This window comes from Aminobacter sp. NyZ550, assembly GCF_025628925.2.
GTDB lineage: Bacteria > Pseudomonadota > Alphaproteobacteria > Rhizobiales > Rhizobiaceae > Aminobacter > Aminobacter ciceronei.
In genome coordinates, this window is sequence record NZ_CP114190.1 from 4,648,858 (window position 1) to 4,674,416 (window position 25,559).

General features: G+C 64.1%; 25 protein-coding genes. 13 read left to right on the top strand and 12 right to left on the bottom strand.

The window, feature by feature from the left end:
- Positions 1-6: 6 nt before the first annotated feature.
- Complete coding sequence (locus N7E70_RS23170; protein WP_067964261.1) at positions 7-399, bottom strand: hypothetical protein; 393 nt, start codon at positions 397-399, stop codon at positions 7-9.
- A 341-nt stretch (positions 400-740) separates the two neighbouring features.
- Here N7E70_RS23170 and N7E70_RS23175 point away from each other — a divergent pair, with 341 nt between their 5' ends.
- The 6 genes from N7E70_RS23175 (at position 741) to N7E70_RS23200 (ending at position 6,418) form a co-directional block, all read left to right on the top strand.
- Positions 741-1,079, top strand: a complete 339-nt coding sequence (locus N7E70_RS23175; RefSeq protein ID WP_067964264.1) for an AbrB/MazE/SpoVT family DNA-binding domain-containing protein — start codon at positions 741-743, stop codon at positions 1,077-1,079.
- The gene (locus N7E70_RS23180) at positions 1,076-1,453 is read left to right on the top strand and encodes a type II toxin-antitoxin system VapC family toxin (protein ID WP_246786995.1); all 378 of its coding nucleotides are present in this window, start codon (positions 1,076-1,078) and stop codon (positions 1,451-1,453) included. Before N7E70_RS23175 ends, N7E70_RS23180 begins: the two co-directional genes overlap by 4 nt.
- Before the next feature lie 152 nt (positions 1,454-1,605).
- On the top strand, positions 1,606-3,213 hold the full coding sequence (locus N7E70_RS23185; protein WP_263007764.1) for a carboxyl transferase domain-containing protein: 1,608 nt from the start codon (positions 1,606-1,608) through the stop codon (positions 3,211-3,213).
- Positions 3,214-3,227: 14 nt separating this feature from the next.
- Positions 3,228-5,183 (top strand): acetyl-CoA carboxylase biotin carboxylase subunit, encoded by a 1,956-nt coding sequence (locus tag N7E70_RS23190; RefSeq protein ID WP_263007765.1) that lies wholly within the window; start codon positions 3,228-3,230, stop codon positions 5,181-5,183.
- Positions 5,184-5,389: 206 nt separating this feature from the next.
- The gene (locus tag N7E70_RS23195; protein ID WP_182575500.1) at positions 5,390-6,010 is read left to right on the top strand and encodes a YitT family protein; all 621 of its coding nucleotides are present in this window, start codon (positions 5,390-5,392) and stop codon (positions 6,008-6,010) included.
- 243 nt (positions 6,011-6,253) lie between these two features.
- Positions 6,254-6,418, top strand: coding sequence for a hypothetical protein (locus tag N7E70_RS23200; protein WP_263007766.1), 165 nt, complete (start codon positions 6,254-6,256; stop codon positions 6,416-6,418).
- A 268-nt stretch (positions 6,419-6,686) separates the two neighbouring features.
- Here N7E70_RS23200 and N7E70_RS23205 read toward each other — a convergent pair whose 3' ends face one another.
- From N7E70_RS23205 to N7E70_RS23215, 3 genes are all read right to left on the bottom strand, one after another.
- Positions 6,687-7,349, bottom strand: a complete 663-nt coding sequence (locus N7E70_RS23205; protein ID WP_263007767.1) for a peroxiredoxin — start codon at positions 7,347-7,349, stop codon at positions 6,687-6,689.
- A gap of 254 nt (positions 7,350-7,603) precedes the next feature.
- The gene (locus N7E70_RS23210; protein WP_067964270.1) at positions 7,604-8,725 is read right to left on the bottom strand and encodes an ABC transporter substrate-binding protein; all 1,122 of its coding nucleotides are present in this window, start codon (positions 8,723-8,725) and stop codon (positions 7,604-7,606) included.
- A 411-nt stretch (positions 8,726-9,136) separates the two neighbouring features.
- Positions 9,137-9,403 carry a sel1 repeat family protein gene (locus tag N7E70_RS23215; protein WP_067964272.1) on the bottom strand — a complete coding sequence of 89 codons (267 nt, stop codon included), beginning with the start codon at positions 9,401-9,403 and terminating at the stop codon, positions 9,137-9,139.
- A 438-nt stretch (positions 9,404-9,841) separates the two neighbouring features.
- Between N7E70_RS23215 and N7E70_RS23220 the strand changes: the two genes are divergently transcribed.
- Positions 9,842-10,183, top strand: a complete 342-nt coding sequence (locus tag N7E70_RS23220; RefSeq protein WP_067964273.1) for a DUF2147 domain-containing protein — start codon at positions 9,842-9,844, stop codon at positions 10,181-10,183.
- An 87-nt stretch (positions 10,184-10,270) separates the two neighbouring features.
- Here N7E70_RS23220 and N7E70_RS23225 read toward each other — a convergent pair whose 3' ends face one another.
- Positions 10,271-10,993, bottom strand: coding sequence for a glutathione S-transferase family protein (locus N7E70_RS23225; RefSeq protein ID WP_182575501.1), 723 nt, complete (start codon positions 10,991-10,993; stop codon positions 10,271-10,273).
- Positions 10,994-11,320: 327 nt separating this feature from the next.
- Between N7E70_RS23225 and N7E70_RS23230 the strand changes: the two genes are divergently transcribed.
- On the top strand, positions 11,321-11,515 hold the full coding sequence (locus tag N7E70_RS23230; RefSeq protein WP_067964277.1) for a hypothetical protein: 195 nt from the start codon (positions 11,321-11,323) through the stop codon (positions 11,513-11,515).
- Between the two features lie 64 nt (positions 11,516-11,579).
- Positions 11,580-13,082, top strand: coding sequence for an AMP nucleosidase (locus N7E70_RS23235; RefSeq protein WP_067964278.1), 1,503 nt, complete (start codon positions 11,580-11,582; stop codon positions 13,080-13,082).
- Positions 13,083-13,108: 26 nt separating this feature from the next.
- Here N7E70_RS23235 and N7E70_RS23240 read toward each other — a convergent pair whose 3' ends face one another.
- Complete coding sequence (locus N7E70_RS23240) at positions 13,109-14,269, bottom strand: hypothetical protein (protein ID WP_263007768.1); 1,161 nt, start codon at positions 14,267-14,269, stop codon at positions 13,109-13,111.
- 127 nt (positions 14,270-14,396) lie between these two features.
- Positions 14,397-14,999: a DUF922 domain-containing Zn-dependent protease gene (locus tag N7E70_RS23245; protein WP_067964284.1), complete on the bottom strand. Its 603-nt coding sequence runs from the start codon at positions 14,997-14,999 to the stop codon at positions 14,397-14,399.
- A 210-nt stretch (positions 15,000-15,209) separates the two neighbouring features.
- On the opposite strand from N7E70_RS23245, the gene N7E70_RS23250 reads away from it, so the two are divergent.
- Positions 15,210-16,244 (top strand): endonuclease/exonuclease/phosphatase family protein, encoded by a 1,035-nt coding sequence (locus N7E70_RS23250; RefSeq protein ID WP_263007769.1) that lies wholly within the window; start codon positions 15,210-15,212, stop codon positions 16,242-16,244.
- An 85-nt stretch (positions 16,245-16,329) separates the two neighbouring features.
- Here N7E70_RS23250 and N7E70_RS23255 read toward each other — a convergent pair whose 3' ends face one another.
- Positions 16,330-18,012, bottom strand: coding sequence for an electron transfer flavoprotein-ubiquinone oxidoreductase (locus tag N7E70_RS23255; RefSeq protein WP_263007770.1), 1,683 nt, complete (start codon positions 18,010-18,012; stop codon positions 16,330-16,332).
- A 290-nt stretch (positions 18,013-18,302) separates the two neighbouring features.
- Between N7E70_RS23255 and N7E70_RS23260 the strand changes: the two genes are divergently transcribed.
- Both N7E70_RS23260 and N7E70_RS23265 read left to right on the top strand, forming a co-directional pair.
- Positions 18,303-18,917 carry a hypothetical protein gene (locus N7E70_RS23260; RefSeq protein ID WP_246340960.1) on the top strand — a complete coding sequence of 205 codons (615 nt, stop codon included), beginning with the start codon at positions 18,303-18,305 and terminating at the stop codon, positions 18,915-18,917.
- Between the two features lie 37 nt (positions 18,918-18,954).
- On the top strand, positions 18,955-19,812 hold the full coding sequence (locus N7E70_RS23265; RefSeq protein WP_182575504.1) for a uracil-DNA glycosylase: 858 nt from the start codon (positions 18,955-18,957) through the stop codon (positions 19,810-19,812).
- Between the two features lie 13 nt (positions 19,813-19,825).
- Here N7E70_RS23265 and N7E70_RS23270 read toward each other — a convergent pair whose 3' ends face one another.
- Entirely contained in the window at positions 19,826-20,230 is a 405-nt protein-coding gene (locus N7E70_RS23270) for a hypothetical protein (protein ID WP_263007771.1), read from the bottom strand.
- Between the two features lie 132 nt (positions 20,231-20,362).
- Here N7E70_RS23270 and N7E70_RS23275 point away from each other — a divergent pair, with 132 nt between their 5' ends.
- The gene (locus tag N7E70_RS23275; protein ID WP_182575506.1) at positions 20,363-21,157 is read left to right on the top strand and encodes a helix-turn-helix domain-containing protein; all 795 of its coding nucleotides are present in this window, start codon (positions 20,363-20,365) and stop codon (positions 21,155-21,157) included.
- Here N7E70_RS23275 and N7E70_RS23280 read toward each other — a convergent pair.
- The 3 genes from N7E70_RS23280 to N7E70_RS23290 all read right to left on the bottom strand — a co-directional run bounded on the left by N7E70_RS23280 (position 21,135) and on the right by N7E70_RS23290 (position 25,476).
- Positions 21,135-22,142: a Stealth CR1 domain-containing protein gene (locus N7E70_RS23280; RefSeq protein ID WP_182575507.1), complete on the bottom strand. Its 1,008-nt coding sequence runs from the start codon at positions 22,140-22,142 to the stop codon at positions 21,135-21,137. The two genes, N7E70_RS23275 and N7E70_RS23280, sit on opposite strands and share 23 nt — an antisense overlap.
- A gap of 80 nt (positions 22,143-22,222) precedes the next feature.
- Entirely contained in the window at positions 22,223-23,170 is a 948-nt protein-coding gene (locus N7E70_RS23285; protein WP_182575508.1) for a DMT family transporter, read from the bottom strand.
- Positions 23,167-25,476 carry a xanthine dehydrogenase family protein molybdopterin-binding subunit gene (locus N7E70_RS23290; protein ID WP_263007773.1) on the bottom strand — a complete coding sequence of 770 codons (2,310 nt, stop codon included), beginning with the start codon at positions 25,474-25,476 and terminating at the stop codon, positions 23,167-23,169. Before N7E70_RS23290 ends, N7E70_RS23285 begins: the two co-directional genes overlap by 4 nt.
- Positions 25,477-25,559: the final 83 nt, after the last annotated feature.

Here is a 25,559-nt window from a genome sequence, read left to right on the forward strand (position 1 = left end):
GCCCGGTCACTGGAAAGCCCTTGGCAGATCGGCCGTCGGCTTCGACACGATCTGATGGGCGTCGCGCCAGATGACCTCGCGCTGACCGGCCGTCTTGATCGTGCGCACGGGCAGACCGCCCTCTCCGATCAGCCAGGCGCAGTAGCGCGCACGGCTGATCGCCTCGGCGGCGTGCGGGTCGAACCAGCAGATGCCCCAGATCGAGTTACGCCGCTTGAAGTGGCGACCGATCCTGCCGGGTATCGGCAAATGCTCGTTGAACCAGTCGAACTGCTCACGCAATTCGGCCAGGATCCAGTCCGGGCAGCCATTCCTGTAGAGATACCAGGACGCGCGGAAGAAGCCGGCCTCCACCCGGCTGTTCGGGTGGATGAGCGGCGTAACGAAACGCACATACATGATGACAACCGCGCGGCCTCGACGGCGGCGCGCTCCCCTGCAACTTCGGTGAATTCAAGCTGTGAAAGTGCCGCCCTTCGGCGGCCTCAGCCTTTTGCCGAAGGGAGACGGAATGTCAGGCGCATGTCGATGCGTCTCATCGGTCGTCTCCAAGAGGACGGGTTGCGGAGCATGCGGACGAGCCAGCGGCTCGTCCAATCGGGAGCGGGCAATTACACGCAATCCGGATCGATATCAAGCCAAAACAATCAGAGGTTTCCGCAACTGCCTGGCAGCCTGTTTGCCGCAAATGGTCATTCATGGCACAATCTCTCTTTCTGCCACAGATCGGGGTTTGCGCCATGACTGAGCCAGAGACGCCCAAAGGCTTCGCCGAGGAGCCGCAGAAGCCATACAACTCCAGGATCCGGGCCGAGTTGCTGCGCAAGCCGCCGAAGTTCGAGCGCTTGCGCGTGGGCGACGGCGGCCGCGTCGTCATCCCCGCCGCCATGCGTGAGGAAATGGGCATCAAGCCCGGCGACGATCTCGTCGCCCATGTCGAGAACGGAGAGCTGAGGCTGATCTCGCACCAGATGGCCCTCACCCGTGTGCAGCAAGAGATGGCCAAGTACAAGAAGCCGGGAGAAAGCGTTGTCGACGAGTTCCTGGCCGAACGCCGCGCGATGTGGGGTGAAGAGTGATCGTGCTCGACGCCTCGGCCGTGCTGGCGGCGATGTTGCAGGAGCCCGGAGCCGACCGGGTCCATGCGCTCGTCGACAAGAGCGTGATCTGCGCCGTCAATGTCACGGAGGTCATCTCGAAGCTGACCGACAAGGGCTACGACGAAGTTGACGTACGCCAGCAGTACGAGAACTTGAGTCTCGATGTGGTGTCGTTCGACCAACACCTGGCGCTGGTCGCCGGGCACCTGCGCGCATCGACGCGCCACAAGGGCTTGTCGCTGGGTGACCGCGCCTGCCTGGCGCTGGCGATACTGACGGAACGAACGGCCGTCACCGCCGACAGGAAATGGGCCGACCTGGATGTCGGCTGCAAGATAGAGGTCATTCGCTGAGAGGCGATCGAGAGCGGAGATGGCTCGACAGCAACAAACCGACGTCTGGACTTCGCCGAAATTACGAGGCTAGTGCGTTAGATTCGCCACCCACCATGACTGCTTCGCGCTCTTGCGCGCTGCATCGCATGGGTATCACTCCAAGAGGAAAAATGCCGACGCTTCATTCCCAGCTTTCCCCCTCCTCCGAAAGCTTCAAGGCCAATGCGGCGCGCCTGCGAACGCTGGTGGCCGACATCAGCGAGAAAGCTGCGACGGTGGAGCGCGGCGGTTCGGAGGATGCGCGCAAGCGGCATGTGTCGCGCGGCAAGCTGTTGCCGCGTGAAAGGTTGGCGCAACTGCTCGACGCCGGCTCGCCCTTCCTCGAGGTCGGCCAGTTCGCCGCATTCGGCCTCTATGGCGGCGACATCGCCTCGGCCGGCGTGATCGCCGGCATCGGCCGCGTCGAGGGCACCGAGGTGATGGTGGTGGTCAACGACGCCACGGTGAAGGGCGGCACCTATTATCCGATGACGGTGAAGAAGCATCTGAGGGCGCAGGAGATCGCGCTGCAGAACAATCTGCCCTGCATCTATCTCGTCGATTCCGGCGGCGCCAACCTGCCCAACCAGGACGAGGTGTTTCCCGACCGCGATCATTTCGGCCGCATCTTCTTCAACCAGGCCAACATGTCGGCGGCGGGCATTCCGCAGATCGCCTGCGTCATGGGCTCGTGCACGGCGGGCGGCGCCTATGTGCCGGCGATGTCCGACGAGACCGTCATGGTGCGCAACCAGGCGACCATCTTTCTCGCCGGCCCGCCGCTGGTCAAGGCGGCGACGGGCGAAGATGTCAGCGCAGAAGAACTGGGCGGCGCCGACCTGCACACGCGGGTGTCGGGTGTCGCCGACCACTATGCCGTCGACGACGAACACGCTTTGGCGATCGTCCGGCGCATCGTCAAAAACCTGAATCGGAAGAAGGACATCGGGCTGGTCCTGAAGACATCGATTCCGCCCGTTCATGCGCCGGAAGAGGTCTATGGCGTCATCCCGGCCGACCTGCGCCAGCCCTATGACGTGCGCGAGGTGATCGCGCGCGTCGTCGACGGCTCCGAATTCGACGAGTTCAAGCAGAACTACGGCACCACACTGGTGACGGGCTTTGCCCATGTCCACGGCATGCCGGTCGGCATCATCGCCAACAATGGCGTGCTGTTTTCGGAGAGCGCGCTGAAGGGCGCACATTTCATCGAGCTGTGCTGCCAGCGCAAGATCCCGCTTGTCTTTCTGCAGAACATCACCGGCTTCATGGTCGGCGCCAAATACGAGGCCGGCGGCATTGCCAAGGACGGCGCCAAGCTGGTGACGGCGGTGGCGACCGCCCAGGTGCCGAAGGTCACCATCATCATCGGCGGTTCGTTCGGCGCCGGCAATTACGGCATGTGCGGCCGCGCCTACTCGCCACGTTTCCTGTGGATGTGGCCGAACGCGCGCATCTCGGTGATGGGCGGCGAGCAGGCAGCGACAGTGCTTGCCATGGTCAAGCGCGAAGGCATCGAGCGCAAGGGCGGCAACTGGAGCAAGGAAGAAGAGGCCGAGTTCCGCGCGCCGATCCTCGAGAAATACGAGCGCGAGGGACACCCGCTCTATTCGTCGGCCAGGCTGTGGGACGACGGCATCATCGACCCGGCCAGGACGCGCGAGGTGCTGGCGCTCAGCCTGTCGGCAGCGCTCAACGCGCCTGTGCCAGACACCAAATTCGGCGTGTTCAGGATGTGATGGGGGATCAAGGAATGTTTTCAAAAATCCTCATCGCCAATCGCGGCGAGATCGCCTGCCGCGTCATCCGCACCGCCCGCAGGATGGGCGTTAAGACGGTGGCGGTCTATTCGGACGCCGATGCGCGCGCGCTGCATGTCGCCATGGCCGACGAGGCCGTGCATATTGGCGGCTCGCCTGTCGCCGAGAGTTATCTGCGCGGCGACGTCATCATCGCGGCGGCCAAGGCGACCGGCGCCGAGGCGATCCATCCCGGTTACGGCTTCCTGTCCGAGAACCCCGGTTTCGTCGACCATGTGACGCAGGCAGGCCTCGTCTTCATCGGCCCGTCGGCAGATTCGATCCGCGCCATGGGGCTCAAGGATGCCGCCAAGCGGCTGATGGAAAAGGCCGGCGTGCCGGTCGTTCCAGGCTATCACGGCGAGGCGCAGGAGATCGTCATCCTCGCCAGCAAGGCGCGTGAGATCGGCTATCCCGTACTGATCAAGGCGCGTGCCGGCGGCGGCGGCAAGGGCATGCGCCGCGTCGACCACCCCGACGAATTCGCCGACGCGTTGTCCGGCGCACGGCGCGAGGCCAAGGCCGCCTTCGGCGACGACCGCGTGCTGGTCGAGAAATATGTCGACAAGCCGCGCCACATCGAAGTGCAGGTGTTCGGCGACAATTTCGGCAATGCCGTGCATCTGTTCGAACGCGACTGCTCGGCGCAACGCCGCCACCAGAAGGTGATCGAGGAAGCCCCTGCCCCCGGCATGACCGCCGAATTGCGCGCGGCGATGACCGTTGCCGCCGTCAAGGCCGCCAAGGCGATCCAATATTCCGGCGCCGGCACGATCGAGTTCATCGTCGATGCCTCGGACGGGCTGAAGCCGGATCGCTTCTGGTTCATGGAAATGAACACGCGGCTGCAGGTCGAGCACCCGGTGACCGAGATGATATCGGGCGTCGACCTTGTCGAATGGCAGCTTCGGGTCGCCTCGGGCGAGCCGATACCGCTGGCGCAGGAGGACATCACGCTATCAGGCCATGCCTTCGAGGCACGGCTCTATGCCGAGGATCCCGCCAAGGGTTTCCTCCCGGCGATCGGCACGCTGCATCATCTCAGCTTCCCCGGGGAAGCCGCGGCGGGCACCGAACTCCGCATCGAGACCGGCGTGCGCCAGGGCGATGCGATCTCGCCCTTCTACGATCCGATGATCGCCAAGGTGGTGACGCACGGGCCTGATCGCACAACCGCGCTCGCAGCACTCGCCGACGCAGTCACCCGCACCGAAGTGGCGGGCTCGACGACAAATGCGGCGTTCCTGGCTGCCCTTGCCCGTGACCCCGACTTCGCCTCAGGAGATGTCGACACCGGTCTGATCGGGCGCAAGCAGGACGAGCTGACGGTGACCGCGCCGCCGAGCAGCCGGGCCGTGGCGCTTGCCGCACTGGCTGCCACCGGAGCCATGGCATCTGCTGCCTCTGACGATCCGTGGTCCAGCCTCACCGGCTATGCCCATTTCAACCCGCTGGCGCGGCGGGCGACTTTGTCGTTCGGCGGCGCCGACATTGTCGCCCACATCACGGCGCGGCCGGACGGGCGTTTCCAGGTCAGGCCGGAGGGCGGCGAGGCCTTCGTGCTAAGCGCGGGCGCGGGCGAGGCGGGTGCGACCGTCGCCGCCTGGCCCGGCCATGTCACGGTGTTCGAAAATGGCCGCTCCTTCGACTTCGCCATCAGCGATCCGTTCGCACGCGCTGCCGAAATCGGCGAAGGCACATCAAGCATGCGCGCGCCGATGCCGGGCCTGGTCAAGCTCGTTCGCGCGACAAAGGGCGACAAGGTGGCAAAGGGCCAGCCGCTGCTGGTGCTGGAAGCGATGAAGATGGAGCACACCATCACCGCCACCCATGACGGGGTGATCAGCGAGATCGCCGTCGAGGGCGCGCAGGTGACCGACGGAACGGTGCTGGTGCGCTTCGAGGAGTAGTCAGTCTCCGCTTTTCTTCGAAACGCGGAAGCGCTCCATCTTCTTGTTTTGCGCAATTCCCGGGAAAACCACTGCACAGTTCTCCCGGGAATTGCCCTTACGCGAGCCTTGCTGTTTGCGCATGCCAGACCAGCCCGAAAATCTGTATCGGATTCCGGGCTGGTGCCGTATTGCTGCGATGCAGCAAACATGGACAGGCACGCGCAGTGACCAATATCAGCAACAGTGATGCCCTCCCGCATCGCCAGTACGAGGACGTGCTGGCACTGCTCACCGGTACCATGATGGTGGCGCTCGGGCTGGTGCTCTACACCAATGCCGGGCTGATCACCGGCAGTTCGGCCGGACTGGCGCTGCTTGTCCAATACGCCACCGGCTACGGCTTCGGCGCCATCTTCTTCGTCATCAACCTGCCGTTCTATTATCTCGCCGTGAAGCGCATGGGCTGGCCGTTCGCGCTGCGCACCTTTGCCGCCGTGGCGCTGATTTCGCTGCTGTCGCGGCTAGTGCCCGACTGGATCGGCATCGGCCACCTCAACCCGCTCTATGCAGCGATAGCGGGCGGCGGCCTGATGGGCATGGGCCTACTGGTGCTGTTCCGCCATCGCGCCGGGCTCGGCGGCTTCAACATCCTGGCCTTGTACCTGCAGGACAATCATGGCATCCGCGCCGGCTATTTCCAGCTCGCGGTCGACCTTGTCATCCTTGTCGTGTCGCTGTTTTACCTTGAGCTCGACAAGGTCGCACTTTCGGTGCTGGGTGCCGCGGTGCTCAACCTGATCATCGCCATCAACCATCGCCCCGGCCGTTATGTCGGCATGAGCTGAACAGGCACATGAAGCATCGACGCCGGCGCAATGTTCGTGCGCTGTGGCAAGCAAACGCGCGTCATCCCGGGCACGCAGACGCGCGTCATCCCGGCCGAGCGCAGCGAGAGCCGGGACCTATTGGTCGCAGCATCGTGTGGCACGGCCGGGTCCTCGCCTCGGCAATCGTCATGAACGTCTCGGCAAACCCGGAACCCGGCCGCGCCAGTCAATAGGTCCCGGGTCTCGCTGCGCTCGCCCGGGATGACGTCGGTTGGTTCTCAGCTGGCGGTCGGTCTCGTCATCCTGGTCGTGTCGCTGTTCTGTCTCGACCTCGACAAGGTCGCACTTTCGGTTCTGGGTGCTGCGGTGCTCAACCTGATCATCGCCATCAACCATCGCCCCGGCCGTTATGTCGGCATGAACTGAGCGGCGCGATGAAGCGGCGACGCCGGCGCAATGTTCGTGCGCTGTGGCAAGCAAACGCGCGTCATCCCGGGCAAGCAAACGCGCGTCATCCCGGCCGAGCGCAGCGAGAGCCGGGACCTATTGGTCGCAGCATCGTGTGGCACGGCCGGGTCCTCGCCTCGGCAATCGTCATGAACGTCTCGGCGAACCCGGAACCCGGCCGCGCCAGTCAATAGGTCCCGGGTCTCGCTGCGCTCGCCCGGGATGACGAAGCTTGGTTGGCCTCTTCTCAACTGGCGGTCGGCTGCTTGGTCTTCCTGAGATAGGGCAGGACGCGCTCGAACGAGCCGAAGCGCTTGATCGCGTCCTCGTCGGAGACGGCTGCGGTGACGATGACATCGTCGCCCTGCTTCCACTGCACCGGCGTTGCCACCTGGTATTTGGCGGTCAGCTGGATCGAATCCAGCGCGCGCAGGATCTCGTCGAAGTTGCGGCCGGTCGACATCGGATAGGTCAGGGTCAGCTTGACCTTCTTGTCGGGGCCGATGACAAACACCGAACGCACCGTGGCATTGTCTGCCGGGGTGCGGCCTTCCGAGCTGTCGCCGGCCGTCGCCGGCAGCATGTCGAAAAGCTTGGCAATGGCAAGCGTCGGGTCACCGATCATCGGATAGTCGACCTTGTTGCCGGAGAGCGTCTCGATGTCGGCCTTCCATTTGTGGTGGTTCTCGACCGGATCGACCGAAATGCCGATGATCTTGGCATTGCGCTTGGCAAAGTCGGCCTTCAGCCCGGCCATGTAGCCGAGTTCGGTGGTGCAGACGGGCGTAAAATCCTTGGGGTGCGAAAACAGCACGGCATAGCCGTCACCGATCCAGTCGTGGAAGCTGATCGCGCCTTCCGTCGTGTCGGCCTTGAAATCCGGGGCAGTGTCATTGATGCGAAGGCTCATGGTCGGTTCCTCCTGAATGCGACGCACACGGCTTGCGCCGGCCAGAACGGCCTGATTTCGGCGTCCACGTGCGAAAATCTCATTTTGCGCCAAGCGCGTGAAAACGACAATGGCCGGGACGTGCCCGGCCATCGAATGCATCTCTGTGGCTTACTGCCACAATGGCCGGGACGTGCCCGGCCATTGAATGCATCTCTGTGGCTTACTGCCACAATGGCCGGGACGTGCCCGGCCATTGAATGCGTCCAGACGGCTTACTGCTTGATCGGCGCGTATTTGCCGTCGTGCCACTGGTTGATGTCATAGCTGGCGTTCTTGAGATCGCCCTTCTCGTCGAAGACGACATCGCCGACGACGGTGCTGATCGGCTTGCCGTCCTTGAGCGCCTCGGCGACCTTCATCGGATCATCCGTGCCGGCACGCTCGATGCCCTGCGCGAAAGCCTGGATGGTGGCGTAGGAGAACAGCGTGAAGCCTTCCGGCACGAAACCGCCGGCTTTGATCTTCTCGACAGCTTCCTTGGCCTCGGGCTTGGCCTGCGGGTCGGAGGGGAACACGAACAGCGTGCCCTCGCCGGCCGGGCCGGCGATCTGCCAGAACTCGGGCGAAGCGATCGAGTCGGGCATGATCAGCTGATACTTGAAGTTCTGCTCGGCCGACTGGCGCAGGATGAGGCCGGCCTCTGGGTGGTAGCCGCCGAAATAGACGACGTCGGCCTTGAGCTCCTTGAGCTTGGTGACCAGCGCCGAATAATCCTTCTCGCCGGCATTGATGCCTTCGTAGAGAACTTCGGTCAGGCCACCGGCATTCATCGTCGCCTTGACGGCGTCGGCGACACCCTGGCCGTAGGCGCTCTTGTCGTGCAGCACGACGACGTTCTTGCCCTTGTACGTCTCGGCGATCCACGGGCCGATGAAGGCGCCCTGGGCGTCGTCACGCGTGTAGAGACGCATGATCGTCGGCCAGCCCTTCTTGGCGGCGTCGTCGGTCAAGACCGGGTTCGAGGATGCCGGCGACATCATCAGCGCGCCGCTCTCGGCATAGACGGCGGAGGCCGGAATGCTCGAACCCGAGCAGGCGTGGCCGTCGATGAACTTGATGCCGTTGGCAACGATGCGGTTGGCGACCGAAACCGCCTGCTTGGGATCGCAGACGTCGTCTTCGATCGACAGCTTGAGCTGGCGCCCGAGAACGCCGCCCTTTTCGTTGATCGCCTTGACGGCGGCTTCCGCACCTTGCTTGAACTGGTCGCCGATATTGGCGAGCTGGCCGGTCATCGGGCCGGCGACCGCAATGCCGATATCCTGCGCATAGGCAGCGCCGGCGCTGAGCGACAGGCCGACCAGTGCCGCGCCGAATGTACGTTTCAAATGCATTGTTACCCTCCCTGGGACGCTCCGAATTTCCCGGATCGCGTCATGCGTGCAATCGCCGAAAGCTGTCATTGCGACCGGGGCTTGTCTTGGCGCATCGGCGTCAGGATGTTGTGCCTGCAAACGCGGGTGCGGGCAATGCGGTGGCCGAACGATGCTGCCACGCTTGGCCTCGCCAAAACAAAAAGGCCGCGCCGATCTTATGCGATCGGTCACGGCCTTTTTCGTGGAGAGCGCCCGCGAGCATCTTCGGCCCGTCGGACATTCGCCTGCCCTGTCTAACTCGGTTCAGCTGGTGATGAGACATGCTGGAGGTCATGTCCCTGGCACATCTTGCTCGTCCTTCAAGCAGTGCGCTCTTGGAATTGGGGGCTGCCATCCCGGCGCCCCGGCTCTTCCCCCGAAGAAGCTTGGTCAGTGCATCGTCATCCATTCGCGCGCTTCGCGCAGCGCCTTGACGATGTCGAGCTTGGACATCGTGCCGGAGAGCTCCGAGCGCAGGGCGGCCGCCCGGGCCGAACCCTTGATCGCGGCGATGTTGAACCATTTGTGGGCGGCAACCACGTCGACCTCGCAGTCGCGGCCGGTCGCATACATCATGCCGAGTTCGAGAAGAATGTCGGCCTGAGCGGTGGTTCCCATCGCGCCGAAGCCAGCGTCAAAGATTTCGAAACGTGCCATTTTCTTATCCCCTGCCTGTCTCCTGAGAGCCGGCCCGGTGGTGTTCCGGAGCTGCCCTTTCGATGCTTCCGAGAATGCCGGGGAGCCTTGAATCCGCCGTTAAATGGCTTGCTTAACTCGAAGAAAACAAACTGAAAACAAAGGGTAAAGCTCGGAATTCATTAAGGATAGGAGTCCTTGCGGCAGCTGGAATTTGCAGAAAATGCGATGAAAATTCTCAAGTCGCCGGATAAGTCTTTGATAACCACGCGGCACATTGATCGATAGCCAGGGATGAACTTCGGCACCCGGATGGCGCTTTTCGGCGGTCTCAAAAAGGCTCAAAACTTACCCAGCGGCACCACTTTCGTTTTGCCGACGGCTGCATTACGCTTACGTTTGCGTAAACGTCAGGCAGGGAGAGTGCCTGTGAGCGACAATTCAACCGGGAGGACTTCAATGCTTCGCAAGATGAGCCTGGCCATCGCGGCCACCCTGATGATGGCGGGTGCGGCCTATGCCGATCCGATCGAAGGCAACTGGAAGACGGAAGCCGGATCGACTGCCGCGATCACGCCCTGCGGCGGCGGCTTCTGCATCACGCTGAAGGACGGCAAGCACGCCGGCAAGAAGATCGGCACCTTCAATGCCAATGGCGGCACCTATGCCGGCAAGATCACCGACCCGGCCAATGACAAGACCTATACCGGCAAGGCCTCGGTCGCCGGCTCGACGCTCAAGATGAGCGGCTGTGTGCTCGGCGGCCTGATCTGCAAGACGCAGAACTGGAAGAAGCTGTAAGGCGACCAGGAAACAGTCGTCAGTATCAGGGGGAGGCAGTGCCGGCGGGCCCTGCCTCCCCCATTCGTTTTTGCGCTGTCTGCGCGTTCAGGCCCTGGCGCGCTGGCCGAACAACACCTTCTGGGCTTCCTTGTCGTCGGCGAGGTTGCGGCGGTGGTCCTCACCGACGGCGAGGCCACGGCTCACTGCCGGACGAGCCAGCAACGTGTCGAACCAGCGCTTGAGATGCGGGAAGTCCTCGAGCTCCTGGCCCTGGTTCTTGTAAGGCTTGACCCAGCCGAGCGAGGCGATGTCGGCGATCGAATAGTCGCCGGCAAGGAATTCGCTATCGGCGAGGCGCTTGTTCATCACGCCATAGAGCCGGTTGACCTCATTGGTGTAGCGATCGATGCCATAGGCGATCTTCTCCGGCGCATATTGCCGGAAGTGATGGGCCTGGCCGGCCATCGGGCCGAGGCCGCCAACCTGCCAGAACAGCCACTGATCGACCTCGGCGCGGCCGCGCTCGTCCGAGGGATAGAGCTTGCCGAACTTGCGGCCGAGATATTGCAGGATCGCCCCGGATTCGAAGATCGAGATCGGCGCGCCGCCCCATTTGCCGTCAGCGGTCGGCCCTTCCGGGTCGATGATCGCCGGCATGCGGTTGTTGGGCGCGATCTTGAGGAATGACGGCTCGAACTGCTCACCCTTGCCGATGTTGATGTATTTGACGGTGTAAGGAACGCCCAGTTCCTCCAGCATGATCGAAATCTTCCAGCCATTGGGCGTCGGCCAGTAATAGAGTTCGATCGGCAATGTCTGGCTGGTCATTCCGCAGTCTCCGTTGGTGAGCGTTGCTCAGGAGATATGCGCAGCGGGGCGAAACACAACCCTGCGGACCCATTAAGGCTCGTCAATAAATTTGAACCGAAGATGAACGGAGGTCTCAGAACCCGTTCAGTCGCAGCTTGGCATAGTCCGATCCATCGAAGGAGAAGACACCAATGCTCGCCCGCCGGTTCACCATCGTCTGCCTGCTCAGCGCCCTGTTCGGGATCATGTTCGCAACGCTGGTGGCAGAGACCAGCCGCCCTGCCCGCTCCTGGGAAATCGTGAAGAAGTAACGACGCAACACAAGATCGAAAAGAAGCAACGCCAATGACCCGCACCGCAACCCAGATCAAGAAGACGCTCCGGCTGCTGCCGCGCGCCGCCATGATCCTGATGGTCCTTGCCGCTCCGGTGCTGGCCGTTCCGCAGCTTCGCGCCGATTACGGCTCGACCATCGAGGCACCTGCCGCCCGCAAGAGCGGCGTCGGCTTCGTGCTCCTGGTCAGCCTGCAGCGCACCTGAGAGATTTGAAAGGACGCGCCGCGAGACCTCTCGCAGCCGTCATAATTGATCTCTATAATAGGTCATGGAAAAGCGAATCTATCCTCAACCTATCGAATCGATCTCTTCGCCGCTGCCGTTTCCTCGGCAGAGCTTTACTGATGCCGACAAGGCGGTTGCTGCCTTGCAGGCGCTTTACGAGCGCAACACCGCCTTCCTGCGCGACGCCTTCGCCTCGCTGGCAGCCGGCGCCGACACCAATGTCAGGTTCCGCGCCTGCTATCCCGAAGTCGGCGTCACCACGACATCCTACTCCCAGGTCGACTCGCGCCAGGCCTATGGCCACATGCCGACCCCGGGGCATTTCTCGACCACGATCACCCGGCCGGACCTGTTCCAGAGCTACCTCACCGAGCAGCTCAAGCTGATCATGCGCAACCATGGCGGCCCGGTGACGGTTTCGGAATCGACGACGCCGATCCCGCTGCATTTCGCCTTCCTCGAAGGCACCCATGTCGACGGTGCCGCCGCCGACCGCATCCAGCGGCCGATCCGCGACCTGTTCGACGTGCCGGATCTCGACGGCACCGACGACCACATCGCCAACGGCACCTTCGAGATCATGCCGGGCGAATCCCGCCCGCTGGCCGTGTTCACCGCCCAGCGCATCGACTATTCGCTGCACCGGCTGGCGCATTACACGGCAACAACGCCGCATCACTTCCAGAACTTCGTGCTGTTCACCAACTACCAGTTCTACATCGACGAGTTCGTCGTGCTCGCCCGTGACCTGATGGCCAAGGGCGGCGGCGGCTATACGGAATTCGTCGAGCCGGGCGGCGTGGTGACCAAGGCGGGCCAATCGGCGCCATCGGAAGGCACGCCGGCGGCACGGCTGCCGCAGATGCCGGCCTATCACCTGAAGAAAGCAGGCCATGCCGGCATCACCATGGTCAATATCGGCGTCGGTCCGTCCAACGCCAAGACCATCACCGACCACATCGCCGTGCTCAGGCCGCATGCCTGGCTGATGCTCGGCCACTGCGCCGGCCTGCGCAACACCCAGGCGCTGGGCGACTATGTGCTGGCGCATGCCTATGTCCGCGAAGACCACGTGCTCGACGACGACCTGCCGGTGTGGATCCCGATCCCGCCGCTGGCCGAGGTGCAGGTGGCGCTGCAGGAGGCCGTCGCCGAGGTGACGGGGCTCTCCGGCTATGACCTCAAGCGCATCATGCGGACGGGAACCGTCGCCACCATCGACAACCGCAACTGGGAACTGCGCGACCAGCGCGGGCCGGTGCAGCGGCTGTCGCAGTCGCGCGCCATTGCGCTCGACATGGAGTCGGCGACGATCGCCGCCAACGGCTTCCGCTTCCGCGTGCCCTACGGCACGCTGTTGTGCGTGTCCGACAAGCCGCTGCATGGCGAGCTCAAGCTGCCGGGAATGGCGACCGAATTCTACAAGCGGCAGGTGGCGCAACATCTGACCATCGGCATCCGCGCGATGGAAAAGCTGGCCGAAATGCCCAATGAGCGGCTGCATTCGCGCAAGCTGCGCAGCTTCGCCGAGACGGCGTTCCAGTAGGGTGCGGACCGAGAGCTCAGCGCAGCCTAGTGCTTGCGGCCGAAGACGGCGGTGCGTCTGACAAAGCCGCCGCCGAAACGCGGCGGCGATCCTGCAGGCGGCTCGTCCGAGCCGCCCTCGCCCTTGCGGTAGAGCTGCAGGCTGTTGCCCACGGCCTTTGCCGTGCGCTCCTTCTGCTCCCAACCGGCGATCAATTCGCGCCGCTTGTCCCGGTCAGGCTCGACCGAGGCGGCGACCGAGCGCATGCCGCCTGGGACCAGCGTGCGGCTCTCGTGTTCCATCGTGGTGTAGCTGTGCTGCCGGGAGAAGCGCAGGGTCAGCGCGTAGCACGGCTCGCGCATGCCGATCGGGTGCTGCTCGGCAGGGAGATGCCTGACGCGATAGGAATAGTCGCCGTTTTCGGGACCGAAGGTCTCGTCGTCGGGGACGACATAGCCATTGGGCTGAATGGCGACGCGGATGAAGGCAAGCGCTGCGTCGTAAAGATCGATCCACGGAATGGGCGCCGGTGCGACATAGACTTCGCGGCCGATATAGTCGGCGCCGCCCAGGGTCAGCAGGCCAGCCGGCTGTTCGTTGAAACCGGGCACCGGCTCGCCGGCGAAAAGCTTGGGATGGACGGTCAGCATGCTGGGCTGCGGCTGGTCCAGAAACGCCGTGAACTGCTCGCCGGCGATCAGCATGTTGCTCTGGGTCCAGTGAATGGCGCTGGCGGGCTGCAGCTTGAGCAGGTGGCGGCAGACCTCGCCGAGGATCTCGACGCGCATGTTGAATTCGCGCAGCGTCGCCCCCGGGCGCTGCATGCCGATCTGGCTGAAGAAGCCCGCAATGTCAGGAATGTCGGTGACGCCGCCGAGGACACCATGATGGACTTCGACAAGCACATGCGCCGTGTGCCGGCGCACGCGCTCCCGGGCATCCGGCATCAGCAGCGTGGTTGCCGCGGAGCCGAGGGTCGGGGCGAAAACCGCCGCATCGGCGGGCCGGGGAAAATAGGTGACGAGGATCTGGAATTCGCCGGGGCCCCTCATCAGGACGAAATGGCGGTCCTCCTGGACGACGTTGAGCGGCAATTGCCTCTCGAGCATCGCCTTGCGGAAGGCGTTGAGATGCAGCGACGGATAGATCTCGTCGCCGCCCTCATAGAGGATCGCTGCCTGGATGTTGTTGGTGTACCTGCCGGTCATGGTTGCACCTCGCCTCACCGCAACGGTGCCATTTGGCCGCAAAAGCAAGGTTAACTTCCAGCGCAACCACAAGCTGTGGTTAAGAATCCCCTTGCGTCATGCAGCTTTGCGCCCGAGGCGGGCAAGATCACTGCCCGTTGACGAAGGACAGGATCAGGCGATGGACGTTGCCGCCATCGTTGAGCTCGACGCGGTCGAAGTCGCTGCTCTGCTGGCGTTGCGCCAGCGACGCCTCCGACAGCGGCTTGATGATCTCCTGCCTGATCTTTTTGCAGCCGGGATCGCCCGGCACAGAGAGGCCGATGGTGGTCCGCTCGATCGTCGCCACCATGTCCTTGATCATCTGGCCGTGCACCAGCTCGTGGCGGCGGACGCCTTCGTAAAAGACGTCCCAGCGCTGCTTCAGCCCGTCCGGCAGGCGTCCGGACGGTTTGGGCAAGGTGTAGGTGATGATCAGCTTGGGCTTTGCCGAAACCAAGGTGCAGCCGTCGCCTTGCGGCACGTAGTTGCGCTGCCATGTAAGCTTGAAATTGGTGTGGGCGATGGCGCGGCCGATGCCGGCCTTCGGGCCGCGCTCGCCGATCGAGGCGTAGAGCTCGGGGGCCGTGCTTCCCGAGATTGCGTAGGTCTTGACCTGCTCGACCACCTGCCCCTCGGCATGCGCGGCAAAGGGAGCCATGACGAACAGCGCCGCACATGCGCGCAGCCAGCGATGGGCGGTCGAATTCATTCCAGTCTCCACAAGGCCGATCAGTTGCGCATCACGAGCGCATCGATGCCGATTTCCCGGCCATCGGTCTCACAAGTCGCCCGGCATTTCAACCGCCGGTCGCCAGCGCTGCCACCTTGCCCGTCCTGCGCCGACGGAGCTTTCCAGCAAAGCGCAAGCGGCCCATAATCGATCATCAATGGGCCGCATTTGTTGCTACATGAAACTGGAATGACGACGTTCTACAGACTGGGCAGGATCGCCTGCTTCCTGGCGATGATGATCTTGTCGGCGCCGCTGGTCGCCGGCTTCTTCGGCGCCTGGCATCCGGCGCTCGACTCCTTTGCGCATTTCAGGGTGCACCTGGCGGTGGCGATGATGCTGGCGGCATTGCCGCTGCTGTTGACCTCGCTGCGCTGGCAGGCCGTTGCTGCGCTGGCGTTCGGTGCCGCAGCCCTGTCCACCACCTCGAGTTCGCTGCCTTTGCCCGGGCTCGGGCCGGTGCATGCGGCGTTCCAGCCGCGCGCCGATGGCCGGCCGGTCTACAAGATGCTGCAGATGAACCTGCGCTTCAAGAACACCCAGCCTGAGAAGGTGCTGTCGCTTGTCGGTCGCTGGCAGCCCGACGTCATCACCTTCCAGGAGGTGTCGGCGATGTGGGAAGGCAAGCTGCAGCCGCTGTTTGCGCGCTACCCCTACCGCATGATGTGCCCCTATCCGAACGGCATCTTCGGCTCGGCGATCCTGTCGCGGCGGCCATTTGTTGAAGGCAGTCAGCCGCAGTGCTTTGGCGGCGGCGCGCTGGCAACGGCCAAGGTCGATTTCGGCGGCCGGGCAAGCGACGTGGTTTCGATCCATCTCGGCTGGCCCTGGCCGTTCGAACAGTCGGAACAGATCGATCAATTGGGCGGCAATTTCGCCGCCCTGGGCCAGAACGCCATTCTCGGCGGTGATTTCAACGCCACGCCATGGAGTGCCGCGGTCGCCCGTGTCGCCCGGCTTGGCGGACTGACGCCGATGCCGGCTGCCGGCCGCACCTGGCTGACCTTCATGCTGCCCGACTTCATGCGCTTCGCCGGGCTGACCATCGACCACGTCATGGCCAAGGGCGACGTGCTGGTCCACGCGGTGACGATGGGCGAGGATGCCGGTTCGGACCATCGGCCGCTGCTGGTCGAGTTCTCGTTCCGTGACACGGCGACCCATCCGGAAGACAGCGAAACGGAGACGGTGTCGAGCGAAGGCGCAGCAACACCCCGCAGCTAAACGAAACGGCCCGGAAATCAGGAGATTTCCGGGCCGTTTGGTTAGTCAGCCAGAGGTCAAGCGGCCCCGATCATATTGGGCCCCATCACATGTTGGGATAGACCGGCCCTTCGCCGCCCTGCGGCGGCACCCAGTTGATGTTCTGGTTGGGATCCTTGATGTCGCAGGTCTTGCAGTGGACGCAGTTCTGCGCGTTGATGACAAACTTCGCATCGGCATGGCCGGGATCGCCGGCGATCGAATTGCCGTCCTTGTCGACCCATTCATAGACGCCGGCCGGGCAGTATCGGCTCGACGGGCCGGCGAAGACGCCATATTCCGAGCGCTTCTGCAGTTCCATGTCCTTGACCTGGAGGTGGACCGGCTGGTCCTCCTCGTGGTTGGTGTTGGACAGGAACACCGACGACAGGCGGTCGAAGGTCAGCACGCCGTCGGGCTTGGGGTAATCGATCTTCTTGTGCTTTGCGGCCGGCTCGAGTGACTGGGCGTCCGACTTGCCGTGCTTCAGCGTGCCGAAGGGCGAGACGCCGAACAGCGTGTTGAGCCACATGTCGAGGCCGCCGAGGCTGACGCCGAGGATGGTGCCGAAGCGCGACCACAGCGGCTTGACGTTGCGGACCTTCTTCAGATCCTTGCCGATGTCGGTCGAGCGCCAGGCGGCTTCGTAGGTGGCAAGCTCGTCATTGGCACGGCCGGCGCCGATGGCCTCCGCCACGTGCTCGGCGGCGAGCATGCCCGACAGCACGGCGTTGTGCGACCCCTTGATGCGCGGAACGTTGACCAGGCCGGCCGAGCAGCCCATCAGCACGCCGCCGGGGAACGAAAGCTTCGGCACCGACTGGTAGCCGCCCTCGGTGATGGCGCGCGCGCCATAAGACAGGCGCTTGGCGCCGTCGAAGGTGTGGCGGATCGCCGGATGCGTCTTGAAACGCTGGAACTCCTCGAAGGGCGACAGATAGGGGTTCTTGTAGTTGAGGTGGACGACGAAGCCGACCGCAACCATGTTGTCCTCGAGGTGATAGAGGAACGAGCCGCCGCCGGTCTTGAAATCGAGCGGCCAGCCGAAGGAGTGCTGGACGAGGCCCGGCTTGTGATGCTCGGGCGCGACCTGCCACAGTTCCTTGAGGCCGATGCCGAATTTTTGCGGCTCCTTGCCGGCGCCGAGATCGTATCTGGCGATCAGCTGCTTGGCGAGCGAACCGCGGGCGCCCTCGCCGATCAGGACATATTTGCCCATCAGCGCCATGCCTGGCGCGAAGGACGGGCCGTGCGAGCCGTCGCGCTCGACACCCATGTCGCCGGTGTAGACGCCGGTAACGGCGCCTTGGTCGTTGTAGATGAGGCCGGCAGCGGCGAAGCCGGGATAGATCTCGACGCCGAGCGCCTCGGCCTTCGTTGCCAGCCAGCGGCAGACATTGCCGAGCGAGACGATGTAGTTGCCGTGGTTGCTCATCAGCGGCGGCATGAACATGTTCGGCAGCTTGACCGAACCTGCCGGCCCGAGGACCAGGAAGTGGTCGTCGGTGACGGGCGTCTTGAACGGGTGGTCGCTGTCGTCGCGCCAGTCGGGCAGCAGCCGGTCGATGCCGATCGGATCGACGACGGCACCGGACAGGATGTGAGCGCCGACCTCGCCGCCCTTTTCGAGCACGACGACGGACAGTTCGGGATTGACCTGCTTGAGCCGGATCGCCGCCGCCAGACCCGCCGGACCTGCACCGACGATGACAACGTCGAATTCCATGCTCTCGCGTTCGATATCGCTCATCAATCCCTCCGCGTTGGCTAGCCCTGTCCCAGGGGCAATCTGTAGCTAAGCGCTGCATAGCGCATCGTCGGCAAACGTCAAACGGACCAATCCGCACATCGGCTGTTTGGCCTAACGACGCTCTCCTCCGAGCAATGAATTATCTTACGTTAACGTAAAGGTCAAAAGATTTCACCTTTCGGCTGTGGGTTATGGCCCGTACTGTCACGAAACAGGTGTTGTTCAACAGCCTTTTCGTCCATTGATTCCATATGCGCCAACACGTGCCTTGCAGGACCGGACTGGAGCGCTTGCACCCCAAACGCCACATCCTGGCTGGGGCTGCCCTTCTTATTGCGACATGTCTTGTCAGCGAAGGTCGCTCGCAGGAGACCGAGGCCGGTCAAAAGGTCTGGAATGCCGGGGCCTATTCGTTTTCCGATGAACTCGGCGGCTTCCAGATCACCGGCGTTTCGGGAACCGGCACCAGGGAAGACCCCTTCGTCATCAGGGAAGAACTGGATTCGTCGACGCCGGTGACGCTGACGATCCGCACGACCCGGCCGATCCGGCCCTTCGACAGCTCGGGCTTCTATGCCAATGGCATCATGTTCATGCGCATCGAGGCGCTGAACAACAGCGGCCAGGCGTGGGTGGAATTCGAGTTCGAGCTGCAGGAGCAGCAAGGCCAGGCCAGCGTGTTCGGCGACGGGCTGTCCTTCGACCAGCGCCGCACCGACAACGTCAACATCTCCTCCGACAGCTTCGCCCAGTACAGCCGCGACTTCGAACCATATGACCGGCTGCGCTTCATCGACGGCAAGGTCGACCCGCTGGCAATTGCCGGCTTCAGCTTCCTGGTCACCGACTACACACCACGCTGGCGCTTTTATCTGGTGCAGGACCCGCGCATTCCGTCCTCGTGAACTTGCAAACCGGCGGCGTAACGCCGTAACTGTGCCAATGGCCTCACTTTCGGGAAACGAACCTCCGGATCTGCGCGATCTGCTCGCCTTCTATGCGGCGGCGGGGGTCGATGATGCGCTTGTCGACGACCCGATCGACCGCTTTGCCGAAAACGCCCAGCAGCGCCTGGCGGCATCACGGCAGCTGGCGGACAGGGCGGCCGAGGCGCCCCGCCCCGGCGCCGCCCCTGCCACGGCACCGCCTCAGCCGCGACCGGCAGCGGTTGCCGCCGTGCCTGACGAGGCGCAGGCCGCCGCGGCACGCGAACTTGCCTCCAAGGCAGCAACGCTCGACGAGCTCAAGCAGATCATGGAAGGTTTCGAGGGCTGCAATCTGAAGGCCACGGCCAAGAGCATGGTCTTTGCCGACGGCAACCCCGAAGCCGATCTGATGCTGGTCGGCGAAGCGCCCGGCCGCGACGAGGACCTCGAAGGCCTGCCGTTCGTCGGCCGCTCGGGCCAATTGCTCGACCGCATCCTTGCAGCGATCGGGCTCGACAGGACATCAGCCTATATCGCCAACGTGATTCCGTGGCGTCCGCCCGGCAACCGCACGCCGACCCCGCATGAAACGGAGATCTGCCGGCCATTCGTCGAGCGCCAGATCGCCCTTGCCAGGCCCAAGGTGCTGGTGACGCTTGGCGGCCCCTCGGCCAAGCTGCTGGTCGGCTCGCAGGACGGAATTCTGAGACTGCGCGGCAGCTGGAAAAACCATGTCACGGCAGACGGCACCGTCATCCCTGTCATGCCGACGCTGCACCCGGCCTATCTGCTGAGAAATCCCGCCCACAAGAAGCTTGCGTGGCGGGATTTCCTCGAGGTCAAGGCGAAGCTGCGGCAACTCGGCAGCCTCTAGCTTTTGTCGCCGATCAGGCAGCCGCGACCACTGACGTGGCGCGGCGGATGCCGATGAACTGCAGTTCGGCGAAGACCGCGACCGCCAGCGCCTGGGCAACCACGAAGGCGATGCCGACTGCATTCGGCGCCACGACACCGCTGACGAGCAGGCCGAAGCTGGCGACCACCCACAGCACATTGATGGCGATGATGTCGATCATGACGAGCTTCGACACCGTGGCGCGGCGGGCGATGACCACCAGCATGGCAACGAAGGGCACCAGCACCAGGCCTGCCCAGAACAGCAGTTGCGCCGGCAGTTCGAGCAGCGGCGACAACAGCGGGGTGCCAAGCATCATCAGCAGGCCGGCCGCGCCGCTGATCAGCGCATCAGCATGGAGGACGTTGCGAAGGAAGGGGGTGACGGTGATGGACATGGCTGGCTCCTGTTCGGTTGTGGAGGCCGTCTGCGACCGCCTTCCTGAAACCGAACATCTCACCGCCGCTGAACCAATGCGATTACGCTTGAGGTAATAGCAATCAGAATTGCCTCTGCTTAGTGTGGCGGCATGACAAACACACAAAACTCCGTAGGCGACCTCATCCGCGAATGGCGCACCAGGCGGCGCATGAGCCAGCTCGACCTGGCGATGGAAGCTGAAATCTCGCAACGGCATCTGAGCTTCATGGAAAGCGGGCGCTCGGCGCCGTCGCGCGAGATGGTACTGCATCTGGCCGAACAGCTCGAAATCCCGCTGCGCCAGCGCAACCAGCTGCTGCTCGCCGCCGGATACGCACCGAGCTTCAGCGAAAAACCGCTCGACCACCCCTCGCTGGCACCCGCCATGGAGGCGGTGCGCATGGTGCTGAAGGGGCATGAGCCCTACCCCGCCATCGCGGTCGACCGGCATTGGAACCTGATCGAGGGCAATGCGGCGCTCGGCCCGATGCTTGCCGGCGTCGATGCCGCCCTGCTCGAGCCGCCGGTCAACGTGCTCCGGCTCAGCCTGCACCCGAAAGGCGTGGCGCCGCGCATCGTCAACCTGCATGAATGGCGCTCGCATCTGCTCGAACGGCTGAAGCACCAGAACGACACGGCAGGCGACCCGGTGCTCAAGGCGCTGGAGCAGGAATTGCTGACCTATCCCGACGGGCCGCGCCAGGGCCGGCCGCTGCAGGCCGATCCGCTGGCGATCGCCCATCCGCTCCGGCTGCGCGTCGGGGACGACGTGCTGTCCTTCATCAGCACGATCACCGTGTTCGGCACGCCGCTCGACGTGACTCTGTCGGAAATCGCCATCGAATCCTTCTTCCCCGCCGACGAAGAGACGGCGGCGCGGCTCAGGTGCCTGGCCGTTCAATAGCGTCAGGCCGCGATAAGACACGATCCTTTTCGAACGGCGACGGGTCCGGAAAGATCGCCGCCAGGGCTGCCTGCATCTCCACGGCCCTGACACCGGCACGCGCCTCGTCGTCGATCTCGTCATTGAGACAGAAAAAGGCCGGCGGTGCTGCGACCAGGCCTGCCAGCGACCGACTGAACGCCTCGTCGTCCCGGACGGCCACGACATTCTCCTGTACCAGCTTCACCTGCACGACGCCGTCGGCGCGGCCGCGATCACGCTCGGCAATGGCATTGATGTAGAGCACCTTCGCCGACGCGTCCGTGCTCTGGCGGAAACGATGCCGCGCCGTGCGGCGCAGCCAGAAGCCGAAGCGGTCGTGCAGCCAGGCCAGCTTGTCGAGTTCCAGCAGCAGCGGGACATGCGGCGGGTAGGACCAGCGCCTGCGGCGGAACGCCAGGCACAAAAGCAGATTGTTGAAGGCGAGCGTCCTGATGTAGCGATCCGCCCGCAGCCGAAACCGTGGCAGCCTCGCCGCCATGACGTGAAGCCGCGCACGACCATCGGGCAAGACGAACTCTTCCTTCGATACCATCTGGCCGACGAAGAAGTCGTCGTTGAACAGCAGGAAGCGATTGGCGACACCGGCCCTCCCGATGCCGTGCAGATTGGCTTCGATGGCGCTGGAACTGAACACCGGCAGGCCGGAAGGCTCGGCGAAGAATTCCGCATGGGTGACGAGGTTGATGCCGGGACGATCGAGGTCGAGCCATGACGGCACCTGACCGTTGGTGACGAGATGGATGGTGCGGACCCAGGGCAGATGGAAATGGATCGACCGCAGCGCATAACGCAACTCGCCATTCTCGCGAAAACGACAGGATGCCGGCCTCAGCCATGGCCGCTTCGGCCAGTGGCGCAGCAGGCTTTCACGGTGGACAGGATCGCTGCCGTCGACCCAGGGCATGACGACGTCGATCGGGTCGGAAAATGCGTTCAAAGTCATGGCTCGCCCTTCGACGGGAATTCGGTCGCCTCAGATCAGTCCGAGGAGCGGGCAGGCTCCGGATGCATTGCCGTCGCCGCCTATTGCGGCGAGGACGCTTTCTTGACCGCCTGGCGTTCCAGGCCAAGGCGTTGTTCGCGCCAGATGATGAAGATGCCGGCGGCGATGACGATGATGCCGCCGACCAGCGTATGGATGGTCGGCAGGTCGCCGAAGACGAGATAGCCGACGGCGATGCCGAGCAGCAGGGAGGTGTATTCGAAGGGCGCGACGGTCGAGGCCTCGGCGTGGCGGTAGGCCTCGGTCATGAACAGCTGGGCGATACCGCCGCAGAAGCCGCCGGTGACGAGCAGCGCCGTCTGCTGCCAGCTCAGCGACTGCCAGCCGAAAGGCAGGCTGAACAGGGCCATGACGCTGGCGGTCAGCGAGAACCACAAAACGATGGTTGCCGTGCGTTCGGTGTGGACGAGGTTGCGCACCAAAAGCATGGCGATGGCCGACAGGCCCGCGCCGATGATGGCGGCGACAGCTCCCATCGCCGCCTTGTCGCTGACGCCGCCGGGAGAGGTGAACAGCGTCAGGTTGGGCCACGACACGATCAGCACGCCGACGAGACCGACGGCAACCGCGGTCCAGCGATAGGCGCGAACGTTTTCGCCGAGGATCAGCGCGCTGAAGACGACGACGAGCAGCGGCTGGGCATAGTTGAGCGTGATCGCCTCGGGCAGCGGCAGTTGGGTCAGCGCATAGAAACCGAAACCCATGGCGGTGACGCCGGCGAGCCCGCGCATGATGTGGCCGAATGGCCGCCTGGTGGTGACCGCCGTGCGCAGCTCACCGCGGCAGGCGAGGAAGACGAGGATCGGAAAGATGGCGAAGAAGGACCGGTAGAAGACGATCTGGCCGGCGGGCACCTGGCCGGCCAGCTTGATGGCCGTCGACATGCCGACGAAGATCGCCACCGAAATGACCTTGAGAGCGATACCTGTAAGCGGCGACGACGCCGCCTGAACCACGTTTTGCTTCACTGCTGCCGTGCCGCCTCTATCGCCGCCCAGATGCGCAACGGCGTCGCGGGCATTTCAATGTGGGTGATGCCATAGGCGCGGTGGAGCGCGTCGGTGACCGCGTTGAGCGCCGCCGGCGTGGCGCCGATGGTGCCGGCCTCGCCCGCGCCCTTCATGCCCATGGCATTGGTGGTCGAGGGCACGTTGCGCGTCTCGAAATGAAAGGACGGCACGCTGTCGGCGCGCGGCATGGTGTAGTCCATGAAGCTGGCCGTCAGCAGCTGGCCGTCCTCGCCGTAGACGGCCTCCTCCTGCAACGCCTGGCCGATGCCCTGGACGACGCCGCCATGGACCTGGCCGGCAAGCAGGATCGGGTTCACGGTTGCGCCGAAATCGTCGACGATGGTGTAGGCGACCACTTCGGAGGTGCCGGTTTCCGGATCGATCTCGACCTCGCAGATATGCGTGCCGTTGGGATAGGTCGCCTCGTCCTGAACAAATTCGCCCATCGCCTTGAGATCGTCGGGGTTTTTCGCCGCTGCATGGAGATCGGCGAAGGCCATGGCGCGGTCGGTGCCGACGATGCGCGCCTCGCCATTGCCAAGCTCGATATCGGCGGCCGCCGCCTCCAGCTCGTCGGCTGCGATCTTCTTCAGCTTCTCGGCAAGGGCTGCACCAGCGCGGGAGGCGGAAACGCCGCCAAGCGGGATCGAGCGCGAGCCACCGGTGCCGCCGCCCTTGGCAAGCTGGTCGGTGTCGCCCTGGTGGACACTGATGCTGGCGACGTCGAGATTGAGCTTTTCCGAGACGAACTGGGCATAGGCAGTGGCATGGCCCTGACCGTTGGACTGGGTGCCGATGAACACCGAGACGGTGCCGTCGGCATTGAGTTCGACCCGCGCCGGCTCGGAGCCGGCGAAGGCGCAGGCCTCGATGTAGGTCGCCATGCCGAGGCCGCGGATTTTCCCACGCGACCGGGCTTCGGCAAGACGTGCGGGGAAATCAGTCCAGCCGGCGCGTTGCATCGACAGCTCCATATGCGCTGCGAATTCACCGACGTCGTAGAGCCGGCCGGTCTGGGTGCGGTAAGGAAACTGCTCGGGGCGGATGAAATTGCGGCGGCGGATTTCGTCGACGGTGAGGCCGAGGTCGCGGGCGCAGGCATCAGCCAGCTTCTCGACCAGCAGTGCGGCTTCCGGGCGTCCGGCACCGCGATAGGCATCGACGGGACAGGTGTTGGTGTAGACACCTTCGATCGTCACATCGAGCGCCTGGATGTCGTAGACGCCGGTCGACATGCTGGCGCCGATATAGGCGATGACAGGGCCATATTGCGAGACATAGGCGCCGACATTGGAGAGCAGCCTGACGCGCAGGCCGAGGAAGCGGCCGTTCCTGTCCATGGCCATCTCGGCTTTGACGACATTGTCGCGGCCTTGCGCGTCGGTGAGGAAGTGTTCGGTGCGGTCGCTCGCCCATTTGACCGGCCGGCCAAGCCGCCTGGCCGCTTCCAGCACCAGCGCATGCTCGCGGTAGACGAAGGCCTTGGTGCCGAAACCGCCGCCGACATCGGGAGTGACGACGCGCAGCTTGTCGCTCTCGATGCCGAACACCTGGCCGGTCAGCACGGTGCGCATCGAATGCACGCCTTGCGAGCCGGTGGTGAGCACGAAGCGGTCTTCGTCGTCGCGCCACTCGCCGATCGCCGAGCGCGGCTCCATGTAGTTGCAGATCAGGCGGTTGTTGATGAATTCGATGCTGGTGACGTGATCGGCTTTGGCAAAGGCGCTGTCAGCCCTCGCCTTGTCGCCGAGATGGTAGGTGAAGGCGCGATTGCTGCCGAGCTCAGGCCAGACCAGCGGCGCCTCGGCGTCGAGGGCGGTCGCCGTGTTGGCGGCGGCGTCCTCGCCGTCATAGTCGACCTCGATCAGTTCGGCGGCGTCCTGGGCAAGCGCGCGGCTGTCGGCAACGATGAAGGCCACCGCGTCGCCGACATAATGGACCCGGTCGCGGCACAGGATCGGAATGTCGCGCGTCGGCGCACGGGTGCCGTCGGGCTGCTTCTGCATGACTGTCGACTTGAGGGCGCCGAGATGGGCGACATCGGCGCCTGTCAGCACCAGATGGACTCCAGGTGCTGCGCGCGCGTCCTCTAGCGAGCCGATGGTGAAGCCGGCCTTGGCGACGGGCGAGCGCAGGACGTAGCCATGCAACTGCGCAGCGGCCGCGATATCGTCGGTGTAACGGCCCTTGCCGGTGATGAAGGCGCCGTCCTCGACACGCAATACGGACGCGCCCATTCCGAATTTCGGCGTGACGACTGTCATATCTGCCTCGTGAGGATTGGTGGGGAGCGCAGCGAATGTGCGGTCTCCAACAGTTTTGCCGAGGGGGCGTTTCGTGTAAAGAG

Coding starts and splice junctions, on each gene's coding strand:
- N7E70_RS23270 (WP_263007771.1), bottom strand. CDS start 20,230: ATGTCCATCACCGTCACCCCCTTCCTTCGCAACGTCCTCCATGCTGAT.
- N7E70_RS23240 (WP_263007768.1), bottom strand. CDS start 14,269: ATGACCGGCAGGTACACCAACAACATCCAGGCAGCGATCCTCTATGAG.
- N7E70_RS23225 (WP_182575501.1), bottom strand. CDS start 10,993: ATGACCAGCCAGACATTGCCGATCGAACTCTATTACTGGCCGACGCCC.
- N7E70_RS23230 (WP_067964277.1), top strand. CDS start 11,321: ATGACCCGCACCGCAACCCAGATCAAGAAGACGCTCCGGCTGCTGCCG.
- N7E70_RS23250 (WP_263007769.1), top strand. CDS start 15,210: ATGACGACGTTCTACAGACTGGGCAGGATCGCCTGCTTCCTGGCGATG.
- N7E70_RS23220 (WP_067964273.1), top strand. CDS start 9,842: ATGCTTCGCAAGATGAGCCTGGCCATCGCGGCCACCCTGATGATGGCG.
- N7E70_RS23265 (WP_182575504.1), top strand. CDS start 18,955: ATGGCCTCACTTTCGGGAAACGAACCTCCGGATCTGCGCGATCTGCTC.
- N7E70_RS23245 (WP_067964284.1), bottom strand. CDS start 14,999: ATGAATTCGACCGCCCATCGCTGGCTGCGCGCATGTGCGGCGCTGTTC.
- N7E70_RS23235 (WP_067964278.1), top strand. CDS start 11,580: ATGGAAAAGCGAATCTATCCTCAACCTATCGAATCGATCTCTTCGCCG.
- N7E70_RS23175 (WP_067964264.1), top strand. CDS start 741: ATGACTGAGCCAGAGACGCCCAAAGGCTTCGCCGAGGAGCCGCAGAAG.
- N7E70_RS23190 (WP_263007765.1), top strand. CDS start 3,228: ATGTTTTCAAAAATCCTCATCGCCAATCGCGGCGAGATCGCCTGCCGC.
- N7E70_RS23200 (WP_263007766.1), top strand. CDS start 6,254: ATGACGTCGGTTGGTTCTCAGCTGGCGGTCGGTCTCGTCATCCTGGTC.
- N7E70_RS23290 (WP_263007773.1), bottom strand. CDS start 25,476: ATGACAGTCGTCACGCCGAAATTCGGAATGGGCGCGTCCGTATTGCGT.
- N7E70_RS23275 (WP_182575506.1), top strand. CDS start 20,363: ATGACAAACACACAAAACTCCGTAGGCGACCTCATCCGCGAATGGCGC.
- N7E70_RS23185 (WP_263007764.1), top strand. CDS start 1,606: ATGCCGACGCTTCATTCCCAGCTTTCCCCCTCCTCCGAAAGCTTCAAG.
- N7E70_RS23210 (WP_067964270.1), bottom strand. CDS start 8,725: ATGCATTTGAAACGTACATTCGGCGCGGCACTGGTCGGCCTGTCGCTC.
- N7E70_RS23215 (WP_067964272.1), bottom strand. CDS start 9,403: ATGGCACGTTTCGAAATCTTTGACGCTGGCTTCGGCGCGATGGGAACC.
- N7E70_RS23255 (WP_263007770.1), bottom strand. CDS start 18,012: ATGAGCGATATCGAACGCGAGAGCATGGAATTCGACGTTGTCATCGTC.
- N7E70_RS23170 (WP_067964261.1), bottom strand. CDS start 399: ATGTATGTGCGTTTCGTTACGCCGCTCATCCACCCGAACAGCCGGGTG.
- N7E70_RS23205 (WP_263007767.1), bottom strand. CDS start 7,349: ATGAGCCTTCGCATCAATGACACTGCCCCGGATTTCAAGGCCGACACG.
- N7E70_RS23280 (WP_182575507.1), bottom strand. CDS start 22,142: ATGACTTTGAACGCATTTTCCGACCCGATCGACGTCGTCATGCCCTGG.